The sequence below is a fragment of the Methylobacterium sp. Leaf125 genome (assembly GCF_001423085.1).
In the GTDB taxonomy this organism is placed as follows: Bacteria; Pseudomonadota; Alphaproteobacteria; order Rhizobiales; family Beijerinckiaceae; genus Methylobacterium.
The window spans coordinates 109118-129738 of record NZ_LMNU01000034.1 but is presented as its reverse complement, the minus strand read 5'-3'; the positions used below and the strand labels follow the sequence as shown (position 1 = coordinate 129738).

General features: G+C 72.0%; 19 protein-coding genes. 8 read left to right on the top strand and 11 right to left on the bottom strand.

The window, feature by feature from the left end; translation table 11 throughout:
- The first annotated feature begins 1 nt into the window (after position 1).
- Positions 2–1060, top strand: a complete 1059-nt coding sequence (gene lpxD, locus ASF58_RS19060) for a UDP-3-O-(3-hydroxymyristoyl)glucosamine N-acyltransferase (RefSeq protein WP_055956115.1) — start codon at positions 2–4, stop codon at positions 1058–1060.
- Between the two features lie 3 nt (positions 1061–1063).
- Here lpxD and ASF58_RS25320 read toward each other — a convergent pair whose 3' ends face one another.
- Positions 1064–2431: a cyclic nucleotide-binding domain-containing protein gene (locus ASF58_RS25320; RefSeq protein ID WP_210166883.1), complete on the bottom strand. Its 1368-nt coding sequence runs from the start codon at positions 2429–2431 to the stop codon at positions 1064–1066.
- A gap of 358 nt (positions 2432–2789) precedes the next feature.
- On the opposite strand from ASF58_RS25320, the gene fabZ reads away from it, so the two are divergent.
- The 4 genes from fabZ to lpxB are packed head-to-tail and all read left to right on the top strand — an operon-like array spanning position 2790 to position 6143.
- Positions 2790–3254 (top strand): 3-hydroxyacyl-ACP dehydratase FabZ, encoded by a 465-nt coding sequence (fabZ, locus tag ASF58_RS19050; RefSeq protein ID WP_055956113.1) that lies wholly within the window; start codon positions 2790–2792, stop codon positions 3252–3254.
- Positions 3251–4063: an acyl-ACP--UDP-N-acetylglucosamine O-acyltransferase gene (gene lpxA, locus ASF58_RS19045; RefSeq protein ID WP_055956109.1), complete on the top strand. Its 813-nt coding sequence runs from the start codon at positions 3251–3253 to the stop codon at positions 4061–4063. Before fabZ ends, lpxA begins: the two co-directional genes overlap by 4 nt.
- Positions 4060–4974 carry a UDP-2,3-diacylglucosamine diphosphatase LpxI gene (gene lpxI, locus ASF58_RS19040; protein ID WP_082513181.1) on the top strand — a complete coding sequence of 305 codons (915 nt, stop codon included), beginning with the start codon at positions 4060–4062 and terminating at the stop codon, positions 4972–4974. The genes lpxA and lpxI overlap by 4 nt, the downstream gene beginning before the upstream one ends.
- Positions 4971–6143, top strand: a complete 1173-nt coding sequence (lpxB, locus tag ASF58_RS19035) for a lipid-A-disaccharide synthase (protein WP_055956107.1) — start codon at positions 4971–4973, stop codon at positions 6141–6143. Before lpxI ends, lpxB begins: the two co-directional genes overlap by 4 nt.
- A 4-nt stretch (positions 6144–6147) precedes the next feature.
- Here lpxB and ASF58_RS19030 read toward each other — a convergent pair whose 3' ends face one another.
- Both ASF58_RS19030 and hrpB read right to left on the bottom strand, forming a co-directional pair.
- Positions 6148–6591: a DUF805 domain-containing protein gene (locus ASF58_RS19030; protein WP_055956104.1), complete on the bottom strand. Its 444-nt coding sequence runs from the start codon at positions 6589–6591 to the stop codon at positions 6148–6150.
- Positions 6588–9092, bottom strand: coding sequence for an ATP-dependent helicase HrpB (gene hrpB / locus ASF58_RS19025; protein WP_055956559.1), 2505 nt, complete (start codon positions 9090–9092; stop codon positions 6588–6590). Before hrpB ends, ASF58_RS19030 begins: the two co-directional genes overlap by 4 nt.
- Before the next feature lie 177 nt (positions 9093–9269).
- Between hrpB and map the strand changes: the two genes are divergently transcribed.
- The gene (map, locus tag ASF58_RS19020; RefSeq protein WP_055956101.1) at positions 9270–10019 is read left to right on the top strand and encodes a type I methionyl aminopeptidase; all 750 of its coding nucleotides are present in this window, start codon (positions 9270–9272) and stop codon (positions 10017–10019) included.
- A 104-nt stretch (positions 10020–10123) separates the two neighbouring features.
- Here map and ASF58_RS19015 read toward each other — a convergent pair whose 3' ends face one another.
- The 8 genes from ASF58_RS19015 to ASF58_RS18980 form a co-directional block, all read right to left on the bottom strand.
- Positions 10124–11662 carry a cytochrome c gene (locus ASF58_RS19015; RefSeq protein ID WP_244477409.1) on the bottom strand — a complete coding sequence of 513 codons (1539 nt, stop codon included), beginning with the start codon at positions 11660–11662 and terminating at the stop codon, positions 10124–10126.
- A 61-nt stretch (positions 11663–11723) separates the two neighbouring features.
- Positions 11724–12032: a hypothetical protein gene (locus ASF58_RS19010; protein WP_200930227.1), complete on the bottom strand. Its 309-nt coding sequence runs from the start codon at positions 12030–12032 to the stop codon at positions 11724–11726.
- Positions 12033–12035: 3 nt separating this feature from the next.
- Positions 12036–12533, bottom strand: coding sequence for a TspO/MBR family protein (locus ASF58_RS19005; RefSeq protein WP_055956556.1), 498 nt, complete (start codon positions 12531–12533; stop codon positions 12036–12038).
- Between the two features lie 20 nt (positions 12534–12553).
- A complete protein-coding gene (locus tag ASF58_RS19000) occupies positions 12554–13750 on the bottom strand; it encodes a geranylgeranyl diphosphate reductase (protein ID WP_055956097.1) in 1197 nt (398 codons plus the stop codon).
- A 4-nt stretch (positions 13751–13754) separates the two neighbouring features.
- Entirely contained in the window at positions 13755–15098 is a 1344-nt protein-coding gene (locus tag ASF58_RS18995) for a BCD family MFS transporter (protein ID WP_055956094.1), read from the bottom strand.
- Positions 15098–15982 (bottom strand): chlorophyll synthase ChlG, encoded by an 885-nt coding sequence (chlG, locus tag ASF58_RS18990; RefSeq protein ID WP_055956091.1) that lies wholly within the window; start codon positions 15980–15982, stop codon positions 15098–15100. The genes ASF58_RS18995 and chlG overlap by 1 nt, the downstream gene beginning before the upstream one ends.
- A gap of 132 nt (positions 15983–16114) precedes the next feature.
- Complete coding sequence (gene ppsR, locus ASF58_RS18985) at positions 16115–17560, bottom strand: transcriptional regulator PpsR (protein WP_055956088.1); 1446 nt, start codon at positions 17558–17560, stop codon at positions 16115–16117.
- A gap of 70 nt (positions 17561–17630) precedes the next feature.
- A complete protein-coding gene (locus ASF58_RS18980; RefSeq protein ID WP_055956086.1) occupies positions 17631–18515 on the bottom strand; it encodes a cobalamin B12-binding domain-containing protein in 885 nt (294 codons plus the stop codon).
- 309 nt (positions 18516–18824) lie between these two features.
- Here ASF58_RS18980 and bchF point away from each other — a divergent pair, with 309 nt between their 5' ends.
- Positions 18825–19328: a 2-vinyl bacteriochlorophyllide hydratase gene (bchF, locus tag ASF58_RS18975; RefSeq protein WP_055956083.1), complete on the top strand. Its 504-nt coding sequence runs from the start codon at positions 18825–18827 to the stop codon at positions 19326–19328.
- On the top strand, positions 19325–20617 hold the full coding sequence (locus ASF58_RS18970) for a ferredoxin:protochlorophyllide reductase (ATP-dependent) subunit N (RefSeq protein WP_055956080.1): 1293 nt from the start codon (positions 19325–19327) through the stop codon (positions 20615–20617). Before bchF ends, ASF58_RS18970 begins: the two co-directional genes overlap by 4 nt.
- The last annotated feature ends 4 nt before the right edge of the window (positions 20618–20621 follow it).

The following is a 20621-nucleotide window of genomic DNA, read 5'->3' as shown; positions in this document are numbered from 1 at the left end:
CATGTCAGATCCGATCTTCTTCTCCGCGACCACCACCCTCAGCCTCGGCGCCATCGCCGAGGCTGCTGGCGTTTCGCTGCCCGAGGGCACGAACCCGGACGGCGTGATCACCGGCGCCGCGCCGCTGGAATCCGCCACGCCGACCGACGTCGCCTACATGGACAACGCCCGCTACGGCGACGCGCTCGTGGCGACCCGGGCAGGGCTCTGCCTCGTCTCGCCCCGCTTCGCCCCACGGGTCCCGGCCGAGACCGTGGCCCTGGTCCTGCGGGATCCCTACCGGCTCTACGCCGGCCTGCTGGCGCGGCTCCATCCGGAGGCGATGCGGCCCGCCTCGCTCTTCGGCTCGACCGGCATCGCCCCGGGGGCACACATCCATCCCGAAGCGCACCTCGAACCCGGCGTGCAGGTCGATCCGGGCGCCGTCATCGGTCCGGGTGCCGAGATCGGCTCCGGCACGGTCATCGGCCCGAATGCCAGCATCGGCCCCCGAGTCCGGATCGGGCGCGACTGCACGGTCGGAGCCGGGGCCACCCTGACTCATGCGCTTCTCGGCAACCGGGTCATCATCCATCCGGGCGCGCGCCTCGGCCAGGACGGTTTCGGCTTCGCCATGGGGCCGGGGGGTCACCTGAAGGTACCGCAGATCGGCCGGGTCATCGTTCAGGACGATGTCGAGATCGGCGCCAACACCACGATCGATCGCGGCGCCAGCCGCGACACGATCATCGGTGAGGGCACCAAGATCGATAACCTCGTGCAGATCGCCCACAACGTGGTCGTCGGACGCCACTGCGTGATCGTTTCAGGCGTTGGAATCTCCGGGTCGACCACCCTCGAGGACTACGTCGTCCTGGGTGGTCAGGTCGGCGTCGTCGGCCACCTGCGCATCGGCATGGGATCGCAGATCGCCGGCTCGTCGAACGTGAATCGCGATGTGCCGCCCGGCAGCCGATGGGGCGGCACGCCGGCCAAGCCCGTGAGGGCCTGGTTCCGCGAGTTGACCACGCTCGCGCGCCTGGCCGAGCGTTCCACCGGCGGGGACGAGCCCAAGGCCTGAGCCTCAGCCGCGCGGGTGGCGATCCTCCAGGTGGAGGTAGTCGCCGCCGAATCCGGCGAGCGCCTTCAACCCGCCGGGATCGCGGATGAGGAGCATCCCGTCGGACAGGGCGACCAGATCGCGGCCCGTGAGGTCCTGGATCGCCCGGGTCACGTGCACGCTGGAGAGGGCGGTCGCGTCTGCGAGGTCCGACTGCGACTGGGGCAGCGGGAAACCCCGTGGACCCGCCAGCCCGACGACCTCGAACCGGGCCTGCAACTCGCAGAAGAGATGGGCGACCCGCTGGAGCGGCCCGCGGGACCCGAGACCGACCAGCCATTCGCGCAGGGTCGCCTCGTCGACGAGGGTGGTCTTGCGCAGGGCCGCCGCGATATTGGGATGGCTGCGGATCAGGTCGAGCACGGTTGCCCGGTCGAGTCGGGCCACCCGACTGTCCGTCAGGGTCATGATGGTGTGATCCATCCGGCTCAGCAGGGCGACGTCGAGGTCGCAGACATCGCCCGGAAGCAGGTAGGCGGTGATCTGGCGCCGATCCGGACCGACCCGCCTGTAGCGACAGGCCATTCCCTCCAACATCAGGAAGACGCCGCCCGGGCGATCGCCCTCGCGGATCAGATCGATCCGGGCCGGCACGGCGACGGCCTCGTCCGTCAGGCGCTGCAGGCGCTCCCGATCCGCCGAGGTGAGCGGAACGAAGCCGTGCAGCTTACGAATGAACGGGTTCGCGTCGGCCAGCGTCGGCGGGGTGCGGTGGGCCGCGCGGGCGGGCTTCGCCCCGGGCTCCGGCGCCGCGTTGCCGGACCCCTTCAGGGCCAGCACGAACAGCCCTGCGAATTGCTGCAGGATCCGGGCGTCTTCCGCATCGAACCGCGCGGTCACGTCGTGGTGGATGGCCCAAAGCACGCCGAGCACCCGCCCGGCGGTGTCCCGCACGGGCGTGAACAGGCCCTCAAGCAGGGGCGCGCCCGCCTCGTCGGCGAGGCCGGCGAACGGGCGACTGACGAGGATGGTCTCTCCCGTCTCCACACAGTGACGCTGCGCATCGCCATCGGGCGGAAACCGTAGGCCGGCCTGGTCGGCGAGCCGGCCGGCGACGCGGCTCCAGACCAGCGCGTCCGCCTCGACGTCGCGCAGGGCGAGCCCTGCCGAGCCGCATCCGCAGAGCCGAAGGATCGCGTCGAGGATCGCCTGGCCGGCCGCGGCCGGGTCCGGCACCAAGTACGCGGCGACCGCGCCGAGGGCCGCGGCGGTGCCGGCGAGATCCATCGCCCGCACGGGGCGATGCGCCAGGTCGGCGGAGATGACGACGTCTCCAGGACGGAGCGCCTGAACGTTGTTGCTCGCTGAAACTTCGATGTTCCCTGGTCTCACGGCCCCGCTTTGAGGGAACCGATCCTTATCGGGTGAAACCATCAGGTCTTGTCCTCGGAAAGGGAGGTCTTCGGACAACCGCCGTTTCTGGGTCGGCCCTCATGGATTCTGGGGCTCGCAAAGGCGACGTCAAGATCGGGAAACTTCTACTCAGACGTTAGCCTCCGCCCTGGAATGACAACGTGGCGATCGGTCGCCCCGGATCGTTGCTCCGCTGGGCGGGCGACCGCAGCTTTCGGCCCTGAGGGCTTGCATCCGCGGTCCATCTGCCGAATGAAGGCGCTTCCTCCAGATCTGGCGGCGAACGGGAACGAGGCGGGACGGCGGGGCGCCGACGCGCAGTAGGATCAGACAATCGATGAGCGACATGCCGCGTGAACTCGGCTCGGCTGATATCCAGAAGGTTCTGGAACTCCTGCCGCACCGCTATCCCTTCCTGATGATCGACCGGATCGTTGAGATCGACGGCGACCGAAGCTGTGTCGGGATCAAGAACGTCACGATCAACGAGCCGCAATTCACCGGGCATTTCCCCGGCCTGCCGGTGTTTCCCGGCGTCCTGCTGATCGAGGGCATGGCACAGACCGCGGGCGCCATCTGCTGCCGCCACATCATGAGCGACGAGCTGCGCACCAAGCAGGTGTTCTTCATGACCATCGACAAGTGCAAGTTCCGCAAGCCCGTCGTCCCCGGCGATACCGTGCGTTACCACATGACCAAGACCAACCACCGCCGGACCATGTGGTGGTTCCGCGGCGAGGCGCGGGTCGACGGCGTCCTGGTCGCCGAGGCCGAGATCGGCGCCATGCTGGTGACCGAGTGAGCGCCGCCGCGGAGATCCACCCGAGCGCGGTGGTCGAGGACGGCGCGACCCTGGGCGAGGGCGTCCGGGTCGGTCCGTTCTGCCATGTGGGTCCGTCCGTGACCCTCGGGGCGGGCTGCGAGCTGGTCAGCCACGTGGTGGTGGCCGGCCGGACCACGATCGGCCCCCGGACCCGGATCTTCCCCTTCGCCTCCATCGGCCATCCGCCGCAGGACCTGAAGTTCAGGGGCGAGACCTCGACCCTCACGGTGGGCGCCGACTGCCTGATCCGCGAGGGCGTGACCATGAATCCCGGTACGGCTGGGGGCGGCCTCGAGACGACGGTCGGCGACAACTGCACCTTCCTCGCCAACGCGCATGTCGGCCACGATTGCCGGGTCGGCGACGGCGTCGTGTTCTCGAACAACGTCATGCTCGCCGGCCATTGCAGCGTCGGCGACTACGTCATCATCGGGGGCGGCGCGGCCGTGATCCAGTTCGCGCGCGTCGGGGCGCACGCCTTCGTCGGCGGCCTGTCCGGCCTCGAGAACGACTGTATCCCGTACGGGATGGCCCTCGGCAACCGCGCCTACCTGTCGGGCCTGAACATCATCGGCCTGCAGCGGCGGGGCTTTGCCCGGGAGGACATCCACACCCTGCGGCGGGCCTATCGGCTGCTCTTCGCCAACGAGGGCACGCTGATGGAGCGCCTCGAAGACGTCGCCGCCGAGTTCGAGACCCATCGCGCCGTGACCGAGATCGTCGCCTTCATCCGCGCCGGCGGCAAGCGTTCGCTCTGCACACCGCGCGAGACGCCGAGCGCCGCTTGAGCGCGAATCCGGCGCCGGCCGCGCGCATCGCGCCCGCACCGGCGGCGCTGGTCCTGGTGGCGGGCGCCGGCCGCCTGCCGGAACTCGTGGCCGCCTCCCTCGACCGGGCGGGGCGTCCGTTCCGCGTCCTGGCCATCCGGGGGTTCGCCGAGCGGGCGATGCGCGCCCGCGCGGCCGCCACCGTCGACCTCCTCGACATTGCCGGCATCCTGGCGATCCTCAAGGCCTGGGGGCCGGTCACCGTGGTGCCGGCCGGCGGCGTGTCCCGGCCGAACCCGGCCGCGATCCTCAACGCCGCCGCGGCCCTGCGCAACCGAGACGCCCTGAAGGCGATCTCCGACGGCGGCGACGACCGCCTGCTGCGCGGCGCCCTGGCGCTCCTGGAGGAGCACGGCCACGGCGTGGTCGGCGTCCACGAGGTCGCCCCGGATCTGCTCAGTCCCGAGGGCCTGCTCGGCCGGCACGCCCCCGATGCCGCGGCGCGGGACTCCATCGCCACCGGCCGCGCCCTGCTGGCGGCCCTGTCGGATTTCGACGTCGGCCAGGCCACCGTCGTCGTCGGACAGCGGGCCCTGACCGTCGAGGGTCCGGAGGGGACCGACCGGATGCTGGCCCGGGCCCGGATGCTCGGACGCCGGCCCTTCGGCTACGGCAGCGCACAGCCCGGCACCGTGCTGGTGAAATGCGCCAAGACCGGCCAGGACCTGCGCGTCGACCTGCCGGCGATCGGCCCCCGTACGGTGGCGAACGCGGCGGCGGCGGGCTGTGCCGGTTTGGCCGTCCAGGCGGGCTTCACCCTGATCATTGACCGTCCGGCGACGATCGCGGTCGCGGATCGGGCGGGCCTCTTTCTCCTCGGCCTGGGCGCCGACGCGGGCGGTCCGGAGGCCAGAACGGGATCGGGATCATGAGCGAACCGCGCAGCGAGCGGACGATCTGGCTGGTGGCCGGCGAGGATTCCGGGGATCAGCTCGGGGCCAAGCTGATGCGCGGCCTGCGCGAGCTTTCGGATCGCCCGATCCGCTTCGGCGGGGTCGGCGGCGAGGCCATGGCGGCGGAGGGCTTCGCCTCGCTGTTTCCCATCGACGACGTGGCGGTGATGGGCTACCTGCCCGTCGCTGCCCGGCTGCGCACCCTGCTGCGGCGCATCCGCCAGACCGTGCGCGACGTGGTCGAGGCCCGGCCGGACGTCCTCGTCATCATCGACAGCCCCGGCTTCACCCACGCGGTCGCCGCGCGGGTGCGCAAGCGGATGCCGGACCTGCCCATCGTCGACTACGTCTCCCCCAGCGTCTGGGCCTGGCGCCCCTGGCGGGCGGCGAAGATGCGCCCCTTCATCGATCACGTCCTCGCCCTCCTGCCGTTCGAGCCGGAGGCCCATCGGCGCCTGAACGGCCCGGCCTGCACCTATGTCGGACACCCGCTGATCGAGCGGCTTGGGGAGCTGCGGCCCGGGGCCGCCGAGGCCGAAGCCCGCATGACGGGGCGGCCGGTCCTGGCGATCCTGCCGGGTTCGCGCCGCTCGGAGATCGAGCGGCTAATGCCGGTCTTCGGCGCCACCCTGGCGCGGCTCACGGCGCGCTTCGGACCGATCGAGGCGGTGCTGCCGGCGGTGACCCGGCACAGGGCCCTGATCGAGCGTCTGGCGCTGGCCTGGGACAGTCCGGTCACCCTCGTTCACGGCGAGGCGGCCAAGCACGCCACCTTCCGCCGGGCCCGGGCGGCGCTCGCGGCCTCGGGCACCGTCACCCTGGAACTGGCCCTGGCCGGCGTGCCGATGGTGGTCGCCTACAAGGTCTCGCGGATCGAGGAGGCGGTGGCCCGCCGCCTCATCCAGGTGCCCACGATCGTGCTGCCGAACCTGATCCTCGGACAGAATGCGATGCCGGAATTCATCCAGGCCGAATGCACAGCTCCGCGCCTCGCCGACGCGGTGGCACCGCTCCTGGCGGGAGAGCCGGCACGGGATGCGCAGGTGGACGCGCTCGCCCGCATCGACAGCCTGATGCGCCTACCGGACGACGACCCGCCGAGCCGGAGCGCTGCCCGCATCGTCCTCGCCGCCCGCCGGGCGGCCTGACCGCTCACGCGTCTGCGGGGACCGGACCGTAGCGGTTGGCCCCCGGGCTCCCCGCCCGGAACACCGTCTCGACGAAGAACCAGAGGAAGAAGCCGAGCATTGCCAGAACCAGGGCGATGACCGGGAGCGGATGGGCGTCGACGGCCCGCTCCAGGGGCAGGACGCCGACCGTTTCGGCCAGGACATACAGGCCGAACCAGCCGCCGCTGCGGTTGCGGTCGTGCAGGCGCCGGACCGTCTGGATCGCCGTCGCCCCGATCACCGGCAGGATGCCGGCGACCGCCAGGACCCCGGCCCAGCGCAGGCCGAGGCTGGCGAGCCAGATCCCAAGGCAGAGCAGCCCGAAACCGAGCAGCAGCGTGCGGATCAGCAGGTGCCGGTAGGCCGGGGCCGCGAGCCGTCCGCGCGGATCGTAGAGGGCGAGGGTGGCGCGAAGGCGTTCGGTCACGTGCCCCTCGGCTTCACCCGCCGGGTCGGCGGTTCCGCGACCGGGTCCTCGGGCCAGGGATGGCGCGGATAGCGCCCGCGCATCTCCGAACGCACGGCGCTCCACGACCCGTGCCAGAAACCCGGCAGATCGCGCGTGATCTGGATCGGCCGCGAGGCCGGTGAGAGCAGGTGCAGGACCAGGGGAATGCGGCCCCCGGCGATACTCGGATGGCGCTCGAGCCCGAACAGCTCCTGCACCCGGACGGCGAGCACCGGCCCGCCCTCGGCCTCGTAATCGAGGGCGATGCGCGAGCCGGTGGGCACCTCGACATGGGTCGGGGCCTCGGCGTCGAGGCGCGCGCGCAGGGTCCAGGGCAGCAACGCCTGCAGGGCGCGCGCGAGATAGTCGGCGCCGACCGCGTCGAGGCTGGTGCGCCCGACGATCTCGGGCGCCAGCCAGGCCTCGATCGTGTCCAGGAGGTGGGCGTCGGACAGGTCGGGCCAGGTCTCGGGATCGGCCGCCCGCAGGAACTGCAGGCGGGCCCGCCACTGCGTCAGCGCCGGCGTCCACGGCAGGGCCGGGAGGCCGATCTCGGCAACGCCCCGCGCCAGGATCTCCGCCGCGGCGAGGTCGCCCGGCACCGGCAGGGTGCGCTCGCCCAGGGTGAGCGCTCCGAGGCGCCGCAGGGAGCGGGCCCGCAACGCCCGGGCACTCCGATCGAAGGTGACCTGTGTCGTCGCCGCGATGGTCGATCCGAACAGGGCCTCGATCGCCTCCAGGGTGATCGGCGCTGCCGCGAGGATGCGCCCCTGGGCGGCGGTGCCGGTCAGCTCGGCCACCACGAGGAACGGCGCGCGGGCCAGGGCGGAGGCCGCATAGACGCGGCCGGCCCGGCCGTTGGCCATCACGAACTCGCCGTCGCGGCCGCGGGCGCGTGCGACGCGATCGGGATAGGCCAGGGCGAGGAGCGGCCCGGCCTCGCTCATGTCGAGGCCCCCGGCTGCGCCGGCCCGGGCCCCGGCGAAGCTCTCCGCCTGCCGGGCCCAGCCCTGGGCGAGGCGGCGCATGTCCGCGGCCCGCTGGGCGCGGTCGCGGGCGAAGCGCTCGGTCCGATGGGTCACGTCGGTGTCGTCCCCGCCGAGGCCGCGCTCGACCAGCACCGCCGCGAGATCCGCCGCCGCGCGAGCCGTGCCGTACCCTGCCGCGCCGACCACCATGCGGGCGAGGCGCGGCGGCAGCGGCAGGGCGCGCAGGGCCCGGCCGGTCTCGGTGAGACGGCCTTCGGCCTCGATCGCCCCGAGGTCCCGCAGCATCGCCCGCGCCTCGGCCAGGGCGGGGGCGGGTGGCGGGTCGAGGAAGGCGAGGGTCGCGGGATCGGCGACGCCCCAGGCGGCGCAGTCGAGCACCAGGCCCGAGAGGTCGGCGGCGAGGATCTCCGGGCGGGTGAAGGGCTCCAGGGCGTTGGTGGCGGCTTCCGCCCAGAGACGGTGGCAGACGCCCGGCTCGGTGCGGCCCGCACGCCCCCGGCGCTGGTCGACGGAGGCGCGCGACGCCCGCGCGGTGACGAGCCGGGTCAGCCCGAGGCCGGGCTCGTAGACGGGCACGCGCGACAGGCCGGAATCGACGACGATGCGCACGCCCTGGATGGTCAGCGAGGTCTCGGCGATGCTGGTGGCGAGCACCACCTTGCGCCGTCCCGGCGGCGCGGGCGCCACGGCGCGGTCCTGCTCGGCGGGCGTCAGCGCCCCGTAGAGGGGCGCGATCTCCGTGACGGCGTCGACCTTGTCGGCCAGCAGCGTCGCGACCCGGCGGATCTCGCCCTGGCCCGGCAGGAAGGCCAGGACCGAGCCCGGATCCGCCCGCAGGGCCCGCAGGATGGCCTCGGCCACGACGTCCTCGATCCGGCGATTCGGGTCGCGGTCCCAGTACCGCGTCTCGACCGGGTAGGCGCGCCCCTCCGATTCGATCACCGGCGCGGTGCCGAGCAGCCCGGCGACCCTGGCGCCGTCGAGGGTCGCCGACATCACCAGGATTCGCAGGTCCTCGCGCAGGGCGCCCTGGGTGTCGAGGGCCAGGGCGAGGCCGAGATCCGCGTCGAGGGAGCGCTCGTGGAACTCGTCGAAGAGGACCGCACCGATTCCGGTGAGTTCCGGATCGTCGAGGATCATGCGGGTGAAGACGCCCTCGGTGACGACCTCGATCCGGGTGCGCCCGGAGATCTTCGAGCCGAGGCGGACCCGGAGGCCGACCGTGTCGCCGACGCGCTCGCCGAGGGTGGCGGCCATGCGCTCCGCCGCTCCGCGGGCGGCCAGGCGGCGCGGCTCCAGCAGGATGATCTTGTCGGCGGGGCGCAGCCAGGGCGCGTCGAGAAGGGCCAGCGGCACCCGGGTGGTCTTGCCCGCGCCGGGCGGCGCGACCAGGACCGCGGCCGACCCCCCGGCGAGGGCGTCGCGCAGGGCCGGAAGGGCGTCTTCGATCGGCAGGTCCGATGCGGCGTTGGCGGAGCTTGGGTGGGCCATCCCGGTGCTGGTGACGCGATCCGGCGCGATCCGCAAGCCGGGGGATCGCCCTGTGCGGGCTGAGGGCCGCCATGCCGAACCGGCCGTCGTCCCGGAGCCGGAGGTCCGCTATGGGTATGCCCCGACGGGCGGCGATGCGAGCGGCCAGCCATCCGGGCGGCCCCGAGGGACAGCGACATGACGGTATCGAGCGACGACGATCTGGCTGCGTTGAAGCGGATCGGGCGCATCGTCGCCCAGACGTTGGAAGCGATGGGGAAGGCGATCGAGCCCGGGATGACGACGGCGGAGCTCGACCTCGTCGGACGCCGTCTGCTGGAGGCGGCCGGTGCCCAGCCGGCGCCGGAGCTGGCCTACGGCTTTCCCGGCGCCACCTGCATCAGCGTCAACGAGGAGGTCGCGCACGGCATTCCGGGGGCCCGCCGGATCAACCCGGGCGACCTCGTCAATATCGACGTCTCCGCGGCGAAGGACGGCTACTTCGCCGATACTGGGGCCTCGTTTCCCGTGCCGCCCGTGACCCGCGCGGTGGAGCGGCTGTGCAAGGATGGCCGCCGGGCGATGTGGACCGGCCTGCGGCAGGTCGGGACCGGCAAGCCGATCGCCGCCATCGGCCAGGCGGTCGGGGCCTTCGCGCGCCGGAACGGCTACACCCTGGTGCGCAACCTCGCCAGCCACGGCGTCGGCCACTCCCTCCACGAGGAGCCCACCGAGATCGCCACTTGGCCCGACGCCTCCGAGCGCCGGGTCGCCACGGACGGCCTGGTGTTCACCGTCGAACCCTTCCTGTCCCTCGGGGCCGAGTTCGCCGAGGATGGCGACGATCCCTGGACCCTCTACAGCCGGCCGCAGGCGCCCACGGTCCAGTACGAACACACGGTGGTCGCCACCCGCAACGGCCCGCTCATCGTCACCATGGCGAGCTGAGGGCTGCGCCGGCGGCGCATCGGCGGGGTCCCGTGCGGGCTGATCCGTCGCGTCAGGCTCCGCAGCCCACGGCCCCACGACCGGCCCCGCTCGCGGCGATTGCGTCAGGGCGTGGGCGTCGTGCCCATGGTCGAGGCCTTCAGCTCGGGATTCTTCAGCTGGGCATAGGTGACGCTGGCGAAGCTGCCGATCACCGCGTGCCAACCGGGCTTGTCGTAGCGCGCGTCGTTCCGCCCGGCCTTGCAGAAGGCCGTCGTCAGGCCGTTGACGATGTCGTCGCCCTTGGCGTCGGGAACCGCCGCCTTGATCTTCGGCAGGAGCGCGTTGACGATCGGGATGAAGTTCTCGGGCTCGAGCCCGGCGAGGCTCTGGGCCGCACCCGACTCGGCCACGGCCTTGGCGATGTCCGGCTGGGCGATCTCCGCGCAGGGCGCGGTGCCCGCCAGCATCGTCTCCGTGGCCTTGCGCGCGGTGGCGACGACGCCGCGCTCGCTGATCACCGGAGCGGCATTGCCCCAGGCGTTGCGGACGTAGTCGGTGACGTCGGCCACCTCCTGGTCGGTCATGCCGGCGCCGATGGCCGGCATCGGCGCGTAGCCGTTCTGGGCCGAGAGGCCGCCGAGGATCACGCGGATCACCGTCTCGGGGCCCTGCGCCTGCACCGAGGTGTTGCCGGCGAGCGCCGGGATCGCGCCCTCGACGCCCCTGCCGTCCGGCTTGTGACAGGAGGAGCAGTAGCTGAGATAGGTCGCCGCGCCGGGGGCGTCGGCCTGGTTGAAGGCCTGGATGTCCTTGACCTTGTAACTCTCCTTGGCCTTCTGCGTGCGCAGGTAGGCCACCATCGCCTTGAGGTCGGCGTCGCTCATCTTCGACAGGGATTCCTGGATGGTCTGGCGCATCGGGCCCGCCGCGACGCCGGGCTGGTTCCCCGGGGCGGCGCCGGTCTTCAGGTAGGTCACGACCTGATCGTCGCTCCAGCCACCGATGCCGGTATGGTCGTCGGGGGTGATGTTGGGGGCGTACCAGCCGTCGATGACGCCGCCGCCGAGCTTGCCGGCCAGGCCGCTGTTGCCCACGATCTTGTTGGCGTTGTGACACATGCCGCAATGGCCGAGCCCCTCGACGAGGTAGCCGCCGCGGTTGACCTCGGCGCTCGCCTGCGGGTCCGGCTGGAATTCACCGGCGGTGAAGAAGGCGGTGCGCCAGGTGATGAGCGCGGTGCGGATGTTGAACGGGAAGGGGATCTCGGAGGGCTTGCGCGGCTCGTGCACCGCCGGCAGCGACTTCAGATAGGCGAAGATCGCGTCGGAATCGGCGCGGGTGACCTTCGTGTACCAGGCGAAGGGAAAGGCCGGGTAGAGGTAGGAGCCGTCCTTGGTGATGCCCTCGTGGAAGGCGCGGTAGAAGTCGTCCGCGCTCCACGTGCCGAGGCCGGTCTCCGGGTCCGGGGTCAGGTTCGGCGTGCGGATCTTCCCGATCGGCGTGTTGAGCACGTAGTTGCCGGCGAAGGGCTTGCCGTCCGGCGCCGTGTGGCAGGCCACGCAGTCCCCGGCGGTCGCCAGGTACTCGCCCCGCTTGATCAGCTCGGCATCCTGCGCCGAGGCGCCCTGGGCGGCCAAACCCACGACGAGGCCGGTCCCCATTCGGAGAGCGGTGCGGCGGTAATCCATGGCGTCTCTCCGGAGCTGTGGTGTCGGGGGGTGGTCAGGCGCGCCCGTCGTGGGGATCGCGAAGGCGGACGGGCGGAGGAAGGAGGCCGAGGCGCAGCGCCATCTCGGCGAGGTGCGCCAGGCCGGCCAGGGCGAGGCATCCGGCGATCACGGGCCAGCCGGCACCGGTGAGGGCGCCGCGCAGCGCCAGCATCAGGGCCGCGCCGGAGGTCAAGTTGCACAGGAGCGCCAGCGGCCAGGCGCCCTGCGTCCGACGACTCCACAGGATCAGGCCCAGCGCCTCGCCGGCGACGAGGAGCAGGATCGCGTCCACGAGGTGACCGCTGGCGAGAAGTGCCTCCATCGCTCACGCGCTCCGGAATGGACCGTTGAGGCGAACGATCGCCCGGTTCAGGCAGGCGGCGACCCCGACCCAGAGGAGGTAGGGCAGCAGGAGAAGGGCAGCCATCCCGTGCACGCGCCCCGTGACGACGATGAGCACGCCGATGGAGAGCCAGAGGAACAGCACCTCGACGAAGGTCCAGTCCGGCCGGCGCAGGCGGAAGAACAGGCCGCTCCAGGCGATGTTCAGCACGGCGTTCACGGCGTAGGCGGCCACCAGCGACGCGCGGGCGGCGGGGCTTGCATCGGCGTTCCAGGCGAGGACGGCCGAGATCGCCGTCAGCGTGAAGATCGTGGTCCAGACCGGGCCGAAGGCCCAGTCCGGCGGCTTCCACGCGGGACGCCGGAGGGCCTGGTACCAGGGCCCCGTCGTGGTCAGGAGGCCGCCCGCCAGCGCCACCAGGATCGCCGCGCCCGCGGCGATTCCGGCCGGTCCCCAGCCGCCCGCCCCGTCGAGACCCACCGCGAGATCCCCGGCGAGACTCACGGCGAGACCCAGCGGAACAGGTGCGCGAGGTCCTTGAAGAAGATTCGCGCATGGGCCGCGGGCTTGGCCCGGACCAGCTCCTTGTTCATGTAGGAATCCCAGGTCAGCTGCTGCACGTCGCGATCCCGGCAGATCGACACGAAGCGCTCGCGCAGTCCGTCGTTGCGGTACCAGACCGCCTGCATGATCCGCAGGATCAGGAAGACGCGCCCGTGCAGCCGCATGAAGTTGCGTCGCGCCCCGGCCAGTGCCCGGACCTGCCCGGTGGCAAGGAAGGCCTGCGCGGCCTCGGCGGCGAGGCGCCCGCCGAGCATGGCGTAGTAGATGCCCTCGCCGGAGGCCGGTGCGACGATGCCGGCCGCGTCCCCGGTCAGGAGGACGTCGCGGCCGTTGTCCCAGCGGCGCAGGGGCTTCAGGGGCAGGGGGGCGCCCTCGCGCCGGACGGTCTCGCCCGCCGCGAGGCCGGTGGAGGCGCGCAGGGACCGGATGGCTCCGCGCAGGGAGAAGCCCTTGCGGGCGCTTCCGGTGCCGATGCTCACCGTGTCGCCGTGCGGGAAGACCCAGGCGTAAAAGTCCGGCGAGAGCTTGCCCTGGTAATAGACGTCGCAGCGGGTGGCCTCGACGTCGTGCGCACCGCCCTCGGGCAGGCGGACGATCTCGTGATAGGCGAAGACCTGGCGCATGGCGGCGTGGCCGGGGATCTCGGCCCGGCCGACGGCGGAACTCGCGCCGTCGGCGCCGATGACGAGGCGGGCCCGGGCGGCACGGGGAAAACCGTCCTGGAGATAGTGGACGGCGGCCCCCTCCGTGTCGCGCTCGATGTGCCGGAAGGTGGCGGGCCGGAGCACCGCGCCCGCGGCCGCGGCGCGCTCCCGCAGCCAGGGATCGAAGTCGGCCCGGTCGACCATGCCGACGAAGCCGTCGCCGATGGGCATGTCCACGCGCTTGTCCCGGGGCGAGACCATCCGGGCCGAGCGGATGCGGGCAACGAGGAGATGGTCGGGAATGGCGAAATCGCGGATCAGGCGCGGGGGAATGGCGCCGCCGCAGGGCTTGATCCGTCCGGGCTTGTCGAGGAGCAGCACGCGCCGCCCGCTGCGGGCTAGGTCGGTGGCCGCGGTCGCACCCGCCGGGCCACCGCCCACCACCACCACATCGTAGGTTTCGAGCTCGGTGTCCCGCACGGCAGCCATGATCTCACCTCGTGGAAAGCGTTGCCTCGAACGATGTTCGACGACGCAGGCCCCGCGGCACGGGGGTCGCTGGCGCGTGCGCGATGCGCAGCGCAAGGGCGGCGGCGAGGACGAAGAGCAGCGCCTCGGCGGCGAAGACGCCGGCATAGGCGTCGACCACCCGCGGCGTGACCAGGCGGGCCAGGTCCACCGCGACGGTGCCGAGGAAGCCGCCGGCTCCGAAGGCCAGGCCCTGAGCCGCGCCCCAAACGCCCATCCGCGTGCCCCGTTCGGCCTCGCCGCCGGCCCCGGCCAGCGCCATCATCGAACCGATCGCCGCCACCGCGAAGATGCCGTTGAACAGGCCGAGGGCGAAGACCGGCACCCGCAGGGGGAAGTCGGCGCCCGCGAGGCCACCGGCCGCGATGGCGAGGAGGGCGAGGGCCGAGCCGAGGCAGCCCAGCGTGGTCCAGACTTTCAGGGAGCCCAGCACCGGGCCGCCGATGCCCATGGTGAGGCCGGCCACGGTCAGCATGCCGGCGAGGACGCCGCCGTGCTGCAGGCCCGCGAGCTTGGTGGTCACCCCGGGCGTCATCGCGAAGACGAGGCCGGCGAAGGGTTCGAGGATGAGTTCCTGCGCGCTGTAGGCCAGCATCGCCATGAAGATGAAGACCGTGAAGCGCCGGGATTCCGGCTCGGCCCAGACCCGCGCCAGCACCACGCGGAACGGACGCTTCTCCGCCGCCTCGGCGCCGGCGGACGGCCCGGCCGCCGGCTCGACACCGCGCAGAGCCAGGAACGCCATGGCGAAGGCGACGAGCGAGACCGTGCCGGAGACGGCGATCAACCGTGCGCCCGAGAAGGGATCGAGGAAGTGCCCGGCCAGCGGCGCGGTGATGGCGAAGCCCGCGATCATCATGACCCAGACCACCGTGGCGGCGGCGCCGCGGCGGCGCGCGTCCACGCCGGTGGCAAGGAGCACGAGGAGCGAGGTTCCGGCGGCCCCCGCGCCCATGCCGACCGTGAGGAACGAGACCACCGCCAGCGCGAGGCCGGCGGCCTGGTGCGTCTCGGCAAGGGCGGTGGCCACGGCCGCGCCCAATCCGCCGAGGGCCAGGGCCGCCATGCCGCCGATGATCCAGGGCGTGCGCCGGCCGGTGCGATCCGAGCCGTAGCCCCAGCGCGGGCGCAGGACCTGAACGGCGTAGTGCAGGGCGATGAGCCCGCCGGGCACGATCGCCGGGAGGGCGAGCTCCACCACCATCACGCGGTTGATGGTCGAGGTCATCAGCACCACGACGGCGCCGAGGGCGGTCTGCACGAGGCCGAGCCGGACGATGGCGCGCCAGCTAAAGGTCGGGTTCGCCATCACGGACCTCCCTGGACCAGGGGCCGCAGGGCGAAGGCCGCCACCAGCATGCCGAGCACGTAGAGGGTGGTGCCGGTGCCGTTGTACCAGGCCGCCCGCTCGCGGGGCGCGGCCAGGAGCCGGCGCATCAGAACGAACTGACCGAGCAGCAGGACGCCGATGACCGTTCCGTGCCAGGGCCGGTTCCAGGCGAACAGGCCGAGGATGACGGCCACCTGGGGAACGGCCATGACGAGGCAGGCGAGGCGGGCGGCCCCGAGGGTTCCGAGCTGAACGGGCAGGGACCGGATGCCGGTCCGGCCGTCGCCCTCCACCGACTTGAAGTCGTTCAGGGTCATGATGCCGTGCGCGCCGATGGAATAGAGCAGGGCGACCAGCAGCACGCGCCCGTCCGGTACGGCCGCCGCCATCACCGCGGCACCGGTGAACCAGGGCAGCCCTTCGTAGCAGATCGCCACCGCCGAATTGCCCCACCATCCGTTGCGCTTCAGGCGCAGGGGCGGGGCGCTGTAGATCCAGGCGAGGACCAGGCCGAACAGGGCGGCGCCGAGGATCCAGGGGCCAAGGGCGGCGGCGACGAGGAGCGACAGCACGGTCCAGCCGGCGGCGACGTAGAGGCCCCAGCGCCCGGGCATCCGGCCCGAGGGGATCGGCCGGTGCGGCTCGTTGATGGCGTCGACGTGCCGATCGTACCAGTCGTTCACCGCCTGCGAGGTGGCGCAGACCAGGGGACCCGCCAGGATCACGCCCGCGGCGATCACCGGCCATTGCCCGGTGGGCGAGGCGCCGGAGGAGACCACGCCGCAGGTGAAGGCCCACATCGGCGCGAACCATGTGATCGGCTTCAGGAGCTCGATGAGGGCGCTGGGTGCCGGCGTTGCCATGGGGATGACGCTAGATTTTAACACCCACAAGTGTCAAGTTTGATTTACAACATTGTCGTGAGTTCGGGCCGGCGCGACGTCGTCTCGGATCGCGCGCAAGTACCGGCGCGCGAGCGGGTATCCGGGGGGGCGTCAGGCTTCGTCGGGGGCGTCGCGGCCTTCGAGATCGCCGATGCCGTAGCGGTGCATCTTGGCGTAGAGGCCCTGGCGACTCAGGCCCAGCATCTCGGCGGCGGAGGCCCGGTTGTCGCGGGTGATGCGCAGGGCGGCCTCGATGCACAGCCGCTCGATGAGATCGGTCGATTCGCGCACCAGGTTCTTCATCGAGACACGCCCGACGAGCTCCGTCATCTGCTCGACGGAGCGGGGCAGCTCGCGCCCGCCCGCGACCGCCGCCGCGCGCCGGGGCGTCGCGCGGAGGGTGAAGCCGATGCAGGGCTGGCTGCCCCCGGCGACCGAGACGGCGGCGACCTCCACGTCCTCGACGCTGCCGTAGGCGCCGCGGATCTGCGTCGGGAAGTGGCGGACGGAGCCATGCTGCGCCAGCGTCGCGAACAGGGCCGCGGCCTCGGATTCCTCCCGCCCGATCCAGTTGTCGAGGGGCTGTCCGCGAACCTGCTCCTCCGTGGCGAGCTGGACGAGGTCCAGGAAGGCGGGATTCGCCGTCAGCACCCGCCGGGCCGGGTCGGTGACCACGAAGCCCTCGGGCATATTCCTCACGACGTCGAGGGCGCCGGCACCGGTTCGGGCCGCGCTCGTCTCAACGGGCTCGGGGGAAGCCAGCCGCAGCAGGATGCTGGTGGCGTTCTCCTGGCGGAACAGCGAGGCGGCGACCCGCACGGCACCGCGGCCATGCCCGAGCCGGGCCTCCAGGTCCGCCGCCTGTCCGGTCATCCGGAGGCCGGCGAAGAGTGATTCGAGGTCGCGGGCACAGGCGCCGTCGAACAGGTCGACCGCGTCCTGGCCGACGATGCGCTTCTCGGCCCGGCCGATCAGCCGGGAGGCGGCGGGGTTCACCTCGGTCACCCGCCGGGTCGCGGCATCGACCACGAGGACGGGCTCGGAGCCGAGCTGGAACAGCAGGCGGTACCGGGTCTCGGCGCCGCGCATGCGCAGGTAGTCGCGTTCCAGGGCCTGCTGCGTCTCGGCGAGCGTCCGCTGCAGCGAGGCCATGGCGCGCAGGTTTCGCCCGAGGACGAGGATCTGGCCGTCCTTGGCCAGCCGCATGGCGGCGTAGCGCACGGGCAGGTCCGTGCCGGTGGGCGAGACGTGATTCACCTGGCGCCAGCGCGTGACGGCGCCGGGCGCGGCATCCTTGAGGAGCGCGGCGATCTTCGGGCGGCTCTCGACCGTCACGGTATCGACCCAGGGACGACCCAGCCAGGTGTCGCAACCCTCATCCGCGAGATCGGCGCTGCCGAAGGTCGCTTCCCGGATCATGCCTTCGCCGTCGATGACCAGGGACAGGTCCGTCGCGGCAGCCACCAGCAATCCCGCCGCCTGCGCGTCGAGGGGTCCGAGGGACTTTTGAAGCGCCGCAAGCGCATGGCTCGCGGCAGGAAGCGCCAGGCTGGTCACGGATCACCAGGTCGGAATGGGGTCGGGCAGGTCGGATCGGGGAGGGCGTGTTTGTCGATCGGGACTTCTTTCAGCAGGGTCTGACCGGCAGATCAAGCAAGCATTCGGCAACGGACAGGGCCATGCGGGCGTCACCGGCGCTCGCGTCGGCCCCGACGCGCCGGAAGCTGTCGGGATTGGCCGCAAAGGCCGGACCTCCAACCAGGACCCGCAGCGCATCGTTCCGCGAATTCCGGCGCAGCGCCGCGACGGTCTCGGTCATCGCGGGAAGCAGGGCCTCGCAGGCGAGGGAGAGGCCCACGACGTCGAACCACTCCTCCCGGACGCAGCGGAGGCTGTCCATCTCCGGCTGCGTGACCGTCGAGGTCACCGACCAGCCGGCTTCCCGAAAGAACTGCTCGACCAGGGTCAGGCCAAACCTGTGGGAATCTCCCGGACAGGGCAGCAGCAGGATCTTCCGGTTCACAGGGGGCGCCGCGGGCTCGCTGCGAAAGCGGCCGGTGATCTCGCGCATGATCCGCTGCAGCCGTCCCATGGCGCGGGTCACCTCGACGAAGTCGCAGAGGTCCTCCTCCCACAGGATGCCGAGGTGCCGGGCCGTCGGGGCGAGGAGGTCCAGGAGGAGGCTGTCGGTCCCGAGGCCACTCGCCAGGAGTTCGGCGAGCCGGCCCTCCACGTCGTCGCCGGCCGGGTCGAGCATGAGGGCCGTGAACGCCGCGATCTGCGCCTCGCTCGGCAGTACGTCCGTCGGGTCCGGGACCTGTTCGATCCGGTGCGCCAGCATCAGGCGGGGAATGATCTCGGCTTCGACGACGCGGGCCAAGTCTCGCTGCAGCCGGATCGCCTGTCCAAAGACCGCGAGCTGCGCACTGATTTCCGACTCGCACAGGTCTGCCACATCCCGGCTGGATGGTTCGTAGCGCAAGCGATCACCGAACTGCCTCACATCATCCATTGGTCCCTCCCAATGTGTCTGACGGCCTGTGTGTCGGTTCGATCTTGCGCGTCGAATTCCGGGACTTTTGAGCGTGCACCGCAATATCCCGGTGCCGGGGTGGGCCAGCTTGGCCGGCACCTGCAACGAGGCTGCACGATACGCCCGAAACTCGCTTTATCAATACTCGCTATATAACTATTTTGCATTCAACCTGTCACTCGCTTTTGACGTAAAGCTGGCTTGACACTCCGAGGCCGCCTTCCTAACCTCCCTTCAACGAGGCCCGGCGACCTGGTCGCAAGGGGTCTCCGCAAGGGGGCGGACAGCATGATCCGGAGAGCGGACAGGCCCAGACGACCGCTCTACGACGCCGATCAGCGCGCCCGTCGCGACGCCACCCGCTGGACCCTGGTCCAGGGTGTTCTGGCCCCCCTTCAATTCCTCGTGTTCGCCGTGAGCCTGGGCCTCGTCCTCCGCACCCTGTGGACAGGCGAGGGCGCAGCCGTCGCCAACGCGTCCGTGGTGCTGAAGACCCTGCTGCTCTACGCGATCATGATCACGGGCTCGATCTGGGAGAAGGCCGTCTTCGGCCGCTACCTGTTCGCACCGGCCTTCTACTGGGAGGACATGGTCAGCATGCTCGTGCTGGCCCTGCACACCGCCTACCTCGTGGCCCTGGCCGCGGGCGTCCTCGACACCGCCGGCCTGATGGGCCTCGCCCTGGCCGCCTACGCCTCCTACGCCGTCAACGCGGCGCAGTTCGTGCTGAAGCTGCGGGCCGCCCGCCTCCAGGCGCTGCCGTCCGGCCTCGTCACGGAGGCCGCCCGATGAACGCCCACGCGCCGGTTTCCGATCTCACCGCCCCCGTTCTCGAGACGGGCTGCGACATCCGCCAGGAGCGCGGCCAGCGCGCGGTGTTCTGCGGGCTCACCGGCATCGTCTGGCTGCACCGCAAGATCCAGGACGCCTTCTTCCTCGTGGTCGGCTCGCGCACCTGCGCGCACCTCATCCAGTCCGCCGCCGGGGTGATGATCTTCGCCGAGCCGCGCTTCGCCACCGCCATCATCGACGAGCGCGACCTCGCGGGTCTCGCCGACGCGAACGAGGAGCTCGACCGGGTGGTCCGCCGCCTCATCGAGCGCCGCCCCGACATCCGCCTGCTGTTCCTCGTCGGCTCCTGCCCCTCGGAGGTGATCAAGCTCGACCTGTCGCGGGCGGCGCAGCGCCTCTCCCACACCTTCCACCCCGACGTGCGGGTGCTGAGCTACTCGGGCAGCGGCATCGAGACCACCTTCACGCAGGGCGAGGATGCCTGCCTGGCGGCCCTGGTCCCGGAGATGCCCCGCGCGCCGGAGGCCGAGGCGCCCGCGCTCCTGGTGGTCGGCGCCCTGGCCGATGTCGTCGAGGACCAGTTCGCCCGGCTGTTCGCGGATCTCGGCCTCGCCGCGGTGGCCTTCCTGCCGGCCCGGCGCGCCGGGGCGCTGCCGGCCGTCGGACCCAACACCCGCTTCCTCCTCGCCCAGCCCTTCCTCGCCGACACCGCCCGCGCCCTCGAGGCCCGGGGTGCGAAGCGGATTGCGGCGCCGTTCCCCCTCGGGGCCGAGGGCACGACGGGCTGGCTCGCCGCCGCCGCCGAGACCTTCGACGTGTCGCCCGAGCGCTTCGCCCGCGTCACCGCACCGGGTCGCGCCCGCGCCGCCATCGCCCTCGACCTCTACCGCGAGCGCTTGACCGGCAGACGGGTGTTCTTCTTCCCCGATTCCCAGCTCGAGCTGCCGCTCGCCCGCTTCCTCGCCCGCGAGATGGGGGCGGAGCTGATCGAGGTCGGGACGCCCTACCTGCATCGCCAGCACCTCGCCCCGGAACTCGCGCTTTTGCCCGCCGGCACCCGGGTGGTGGAGGGTCAGAACCTCGACGCCCAGATGGATCGCTGCCGCGCGGAAAAGCCCGACCTCACGGTCTGCGGTCTCGGCCTCGCCAACCCGCTGGAGGCGGAGGGGCTGGCGACCAAGTGGTCGATCGAGCTGCTGTTCACCCCGATCCAGGGCTACGACCAGGCTGGGGACCTCGCCGAACTCTTCGCGCGCCCGCTGAAGCGCCGCGCCCGGCTGGAGGTCTGAGGCG

Excerpts from the sequence above, each read along its gene's own strand:
- lpxD (WP_055956115.1), top strand. The coding sequence starts at position 2 with ATGTCAGATCCGATCTTCTTCTCCGCGACCACCACCCTCAGCCTCGGC.
- fabZ (WP_055956113.1), top strand. The coding sequence starts at position 2,790 with ATGAGCGACATGCCGCGTGAACTCGGCTCGGCTGATATCCAGAAGGTT.
- lpxB (WP_055956107.1), top strand. The coding sequence starts at position 4,971 with ATGAGCGAACCGCGCAGCGAGCGGACGATCTGGCTGGTGGCCGGCGAG.
- hrpB (WP_055956559.1), bottom strand. The coding sequence starts at position 9,092 with ATGGCCCACCCAAGCTCCGCCAACGCCGCATCGGACCTGCCGATCGAA.
- map (WP_055956101.1), top strand. The coding sequence starts at position 9,270 with ATGACGGTATCGAGCGACGACGATCTGGCTGCGTTGAAGCGGATCGGG.
- ASF58_RS19015 (WP_244477409.1), bottom strand. The coding sequence starts at position 11,662 with ATGGGGACCGGCCTCGTCGTGGGTTTGGCCGCCCAGGGCGCCTCGGCG.
- ASF58_RS19010 (WP_200930227.1), bottom strand. The coding sequence starts at position 12,032 with ATGGAGGCACTTCTCGCCAGCGGTCACCTCGTGGACGCGATCCTGCTC.
- ASF58_RS19000 (WP_055956097.1), bottom strand. The coding sequence starts at position 13,750 with ATGGCTGCCGTGCGGGACACCGAGCTCGAAACCTACGATGTGGTGGTG.
- ASF58_RS18995 (WP_055956094.1), bottom strand. The coding sequence starts at position 15,098 with ATGGCGAACCCGACCTTTAGCTGGCGCGCCATCGTCCGGCTCGGCCTC.
- chlG (WP_055956091.1), bottom strand. The coding sequence starts at position 15,982 with ATGGCAACGCCGGCACCCAGCGCCCTCATCGAGCTCCTGAAGCCGATC.
- ASF58_RS18980 (WP_055956086.1), bottom strand. The coding sequence starts at position 18,515 with ATGGATGATGTGAGGCAGTTCGGTGATCGCTTGCGCTACGAACCATCC.
- bchF (WP_055956083.1), top strand. The coding sequence starts at position 18,825 with ATGATCCGGAGAGCGGACAGGCCCAGACGACCGCTCTACGACGCCGAT.
- ASF58_RS18970 (WP_055956080.1), top strand. The coding sequence starts at position 19,325 with ATGAACGCCCACGCGCCGGTTTCCGATCTCACCGCCCCCGTTCTCGAG.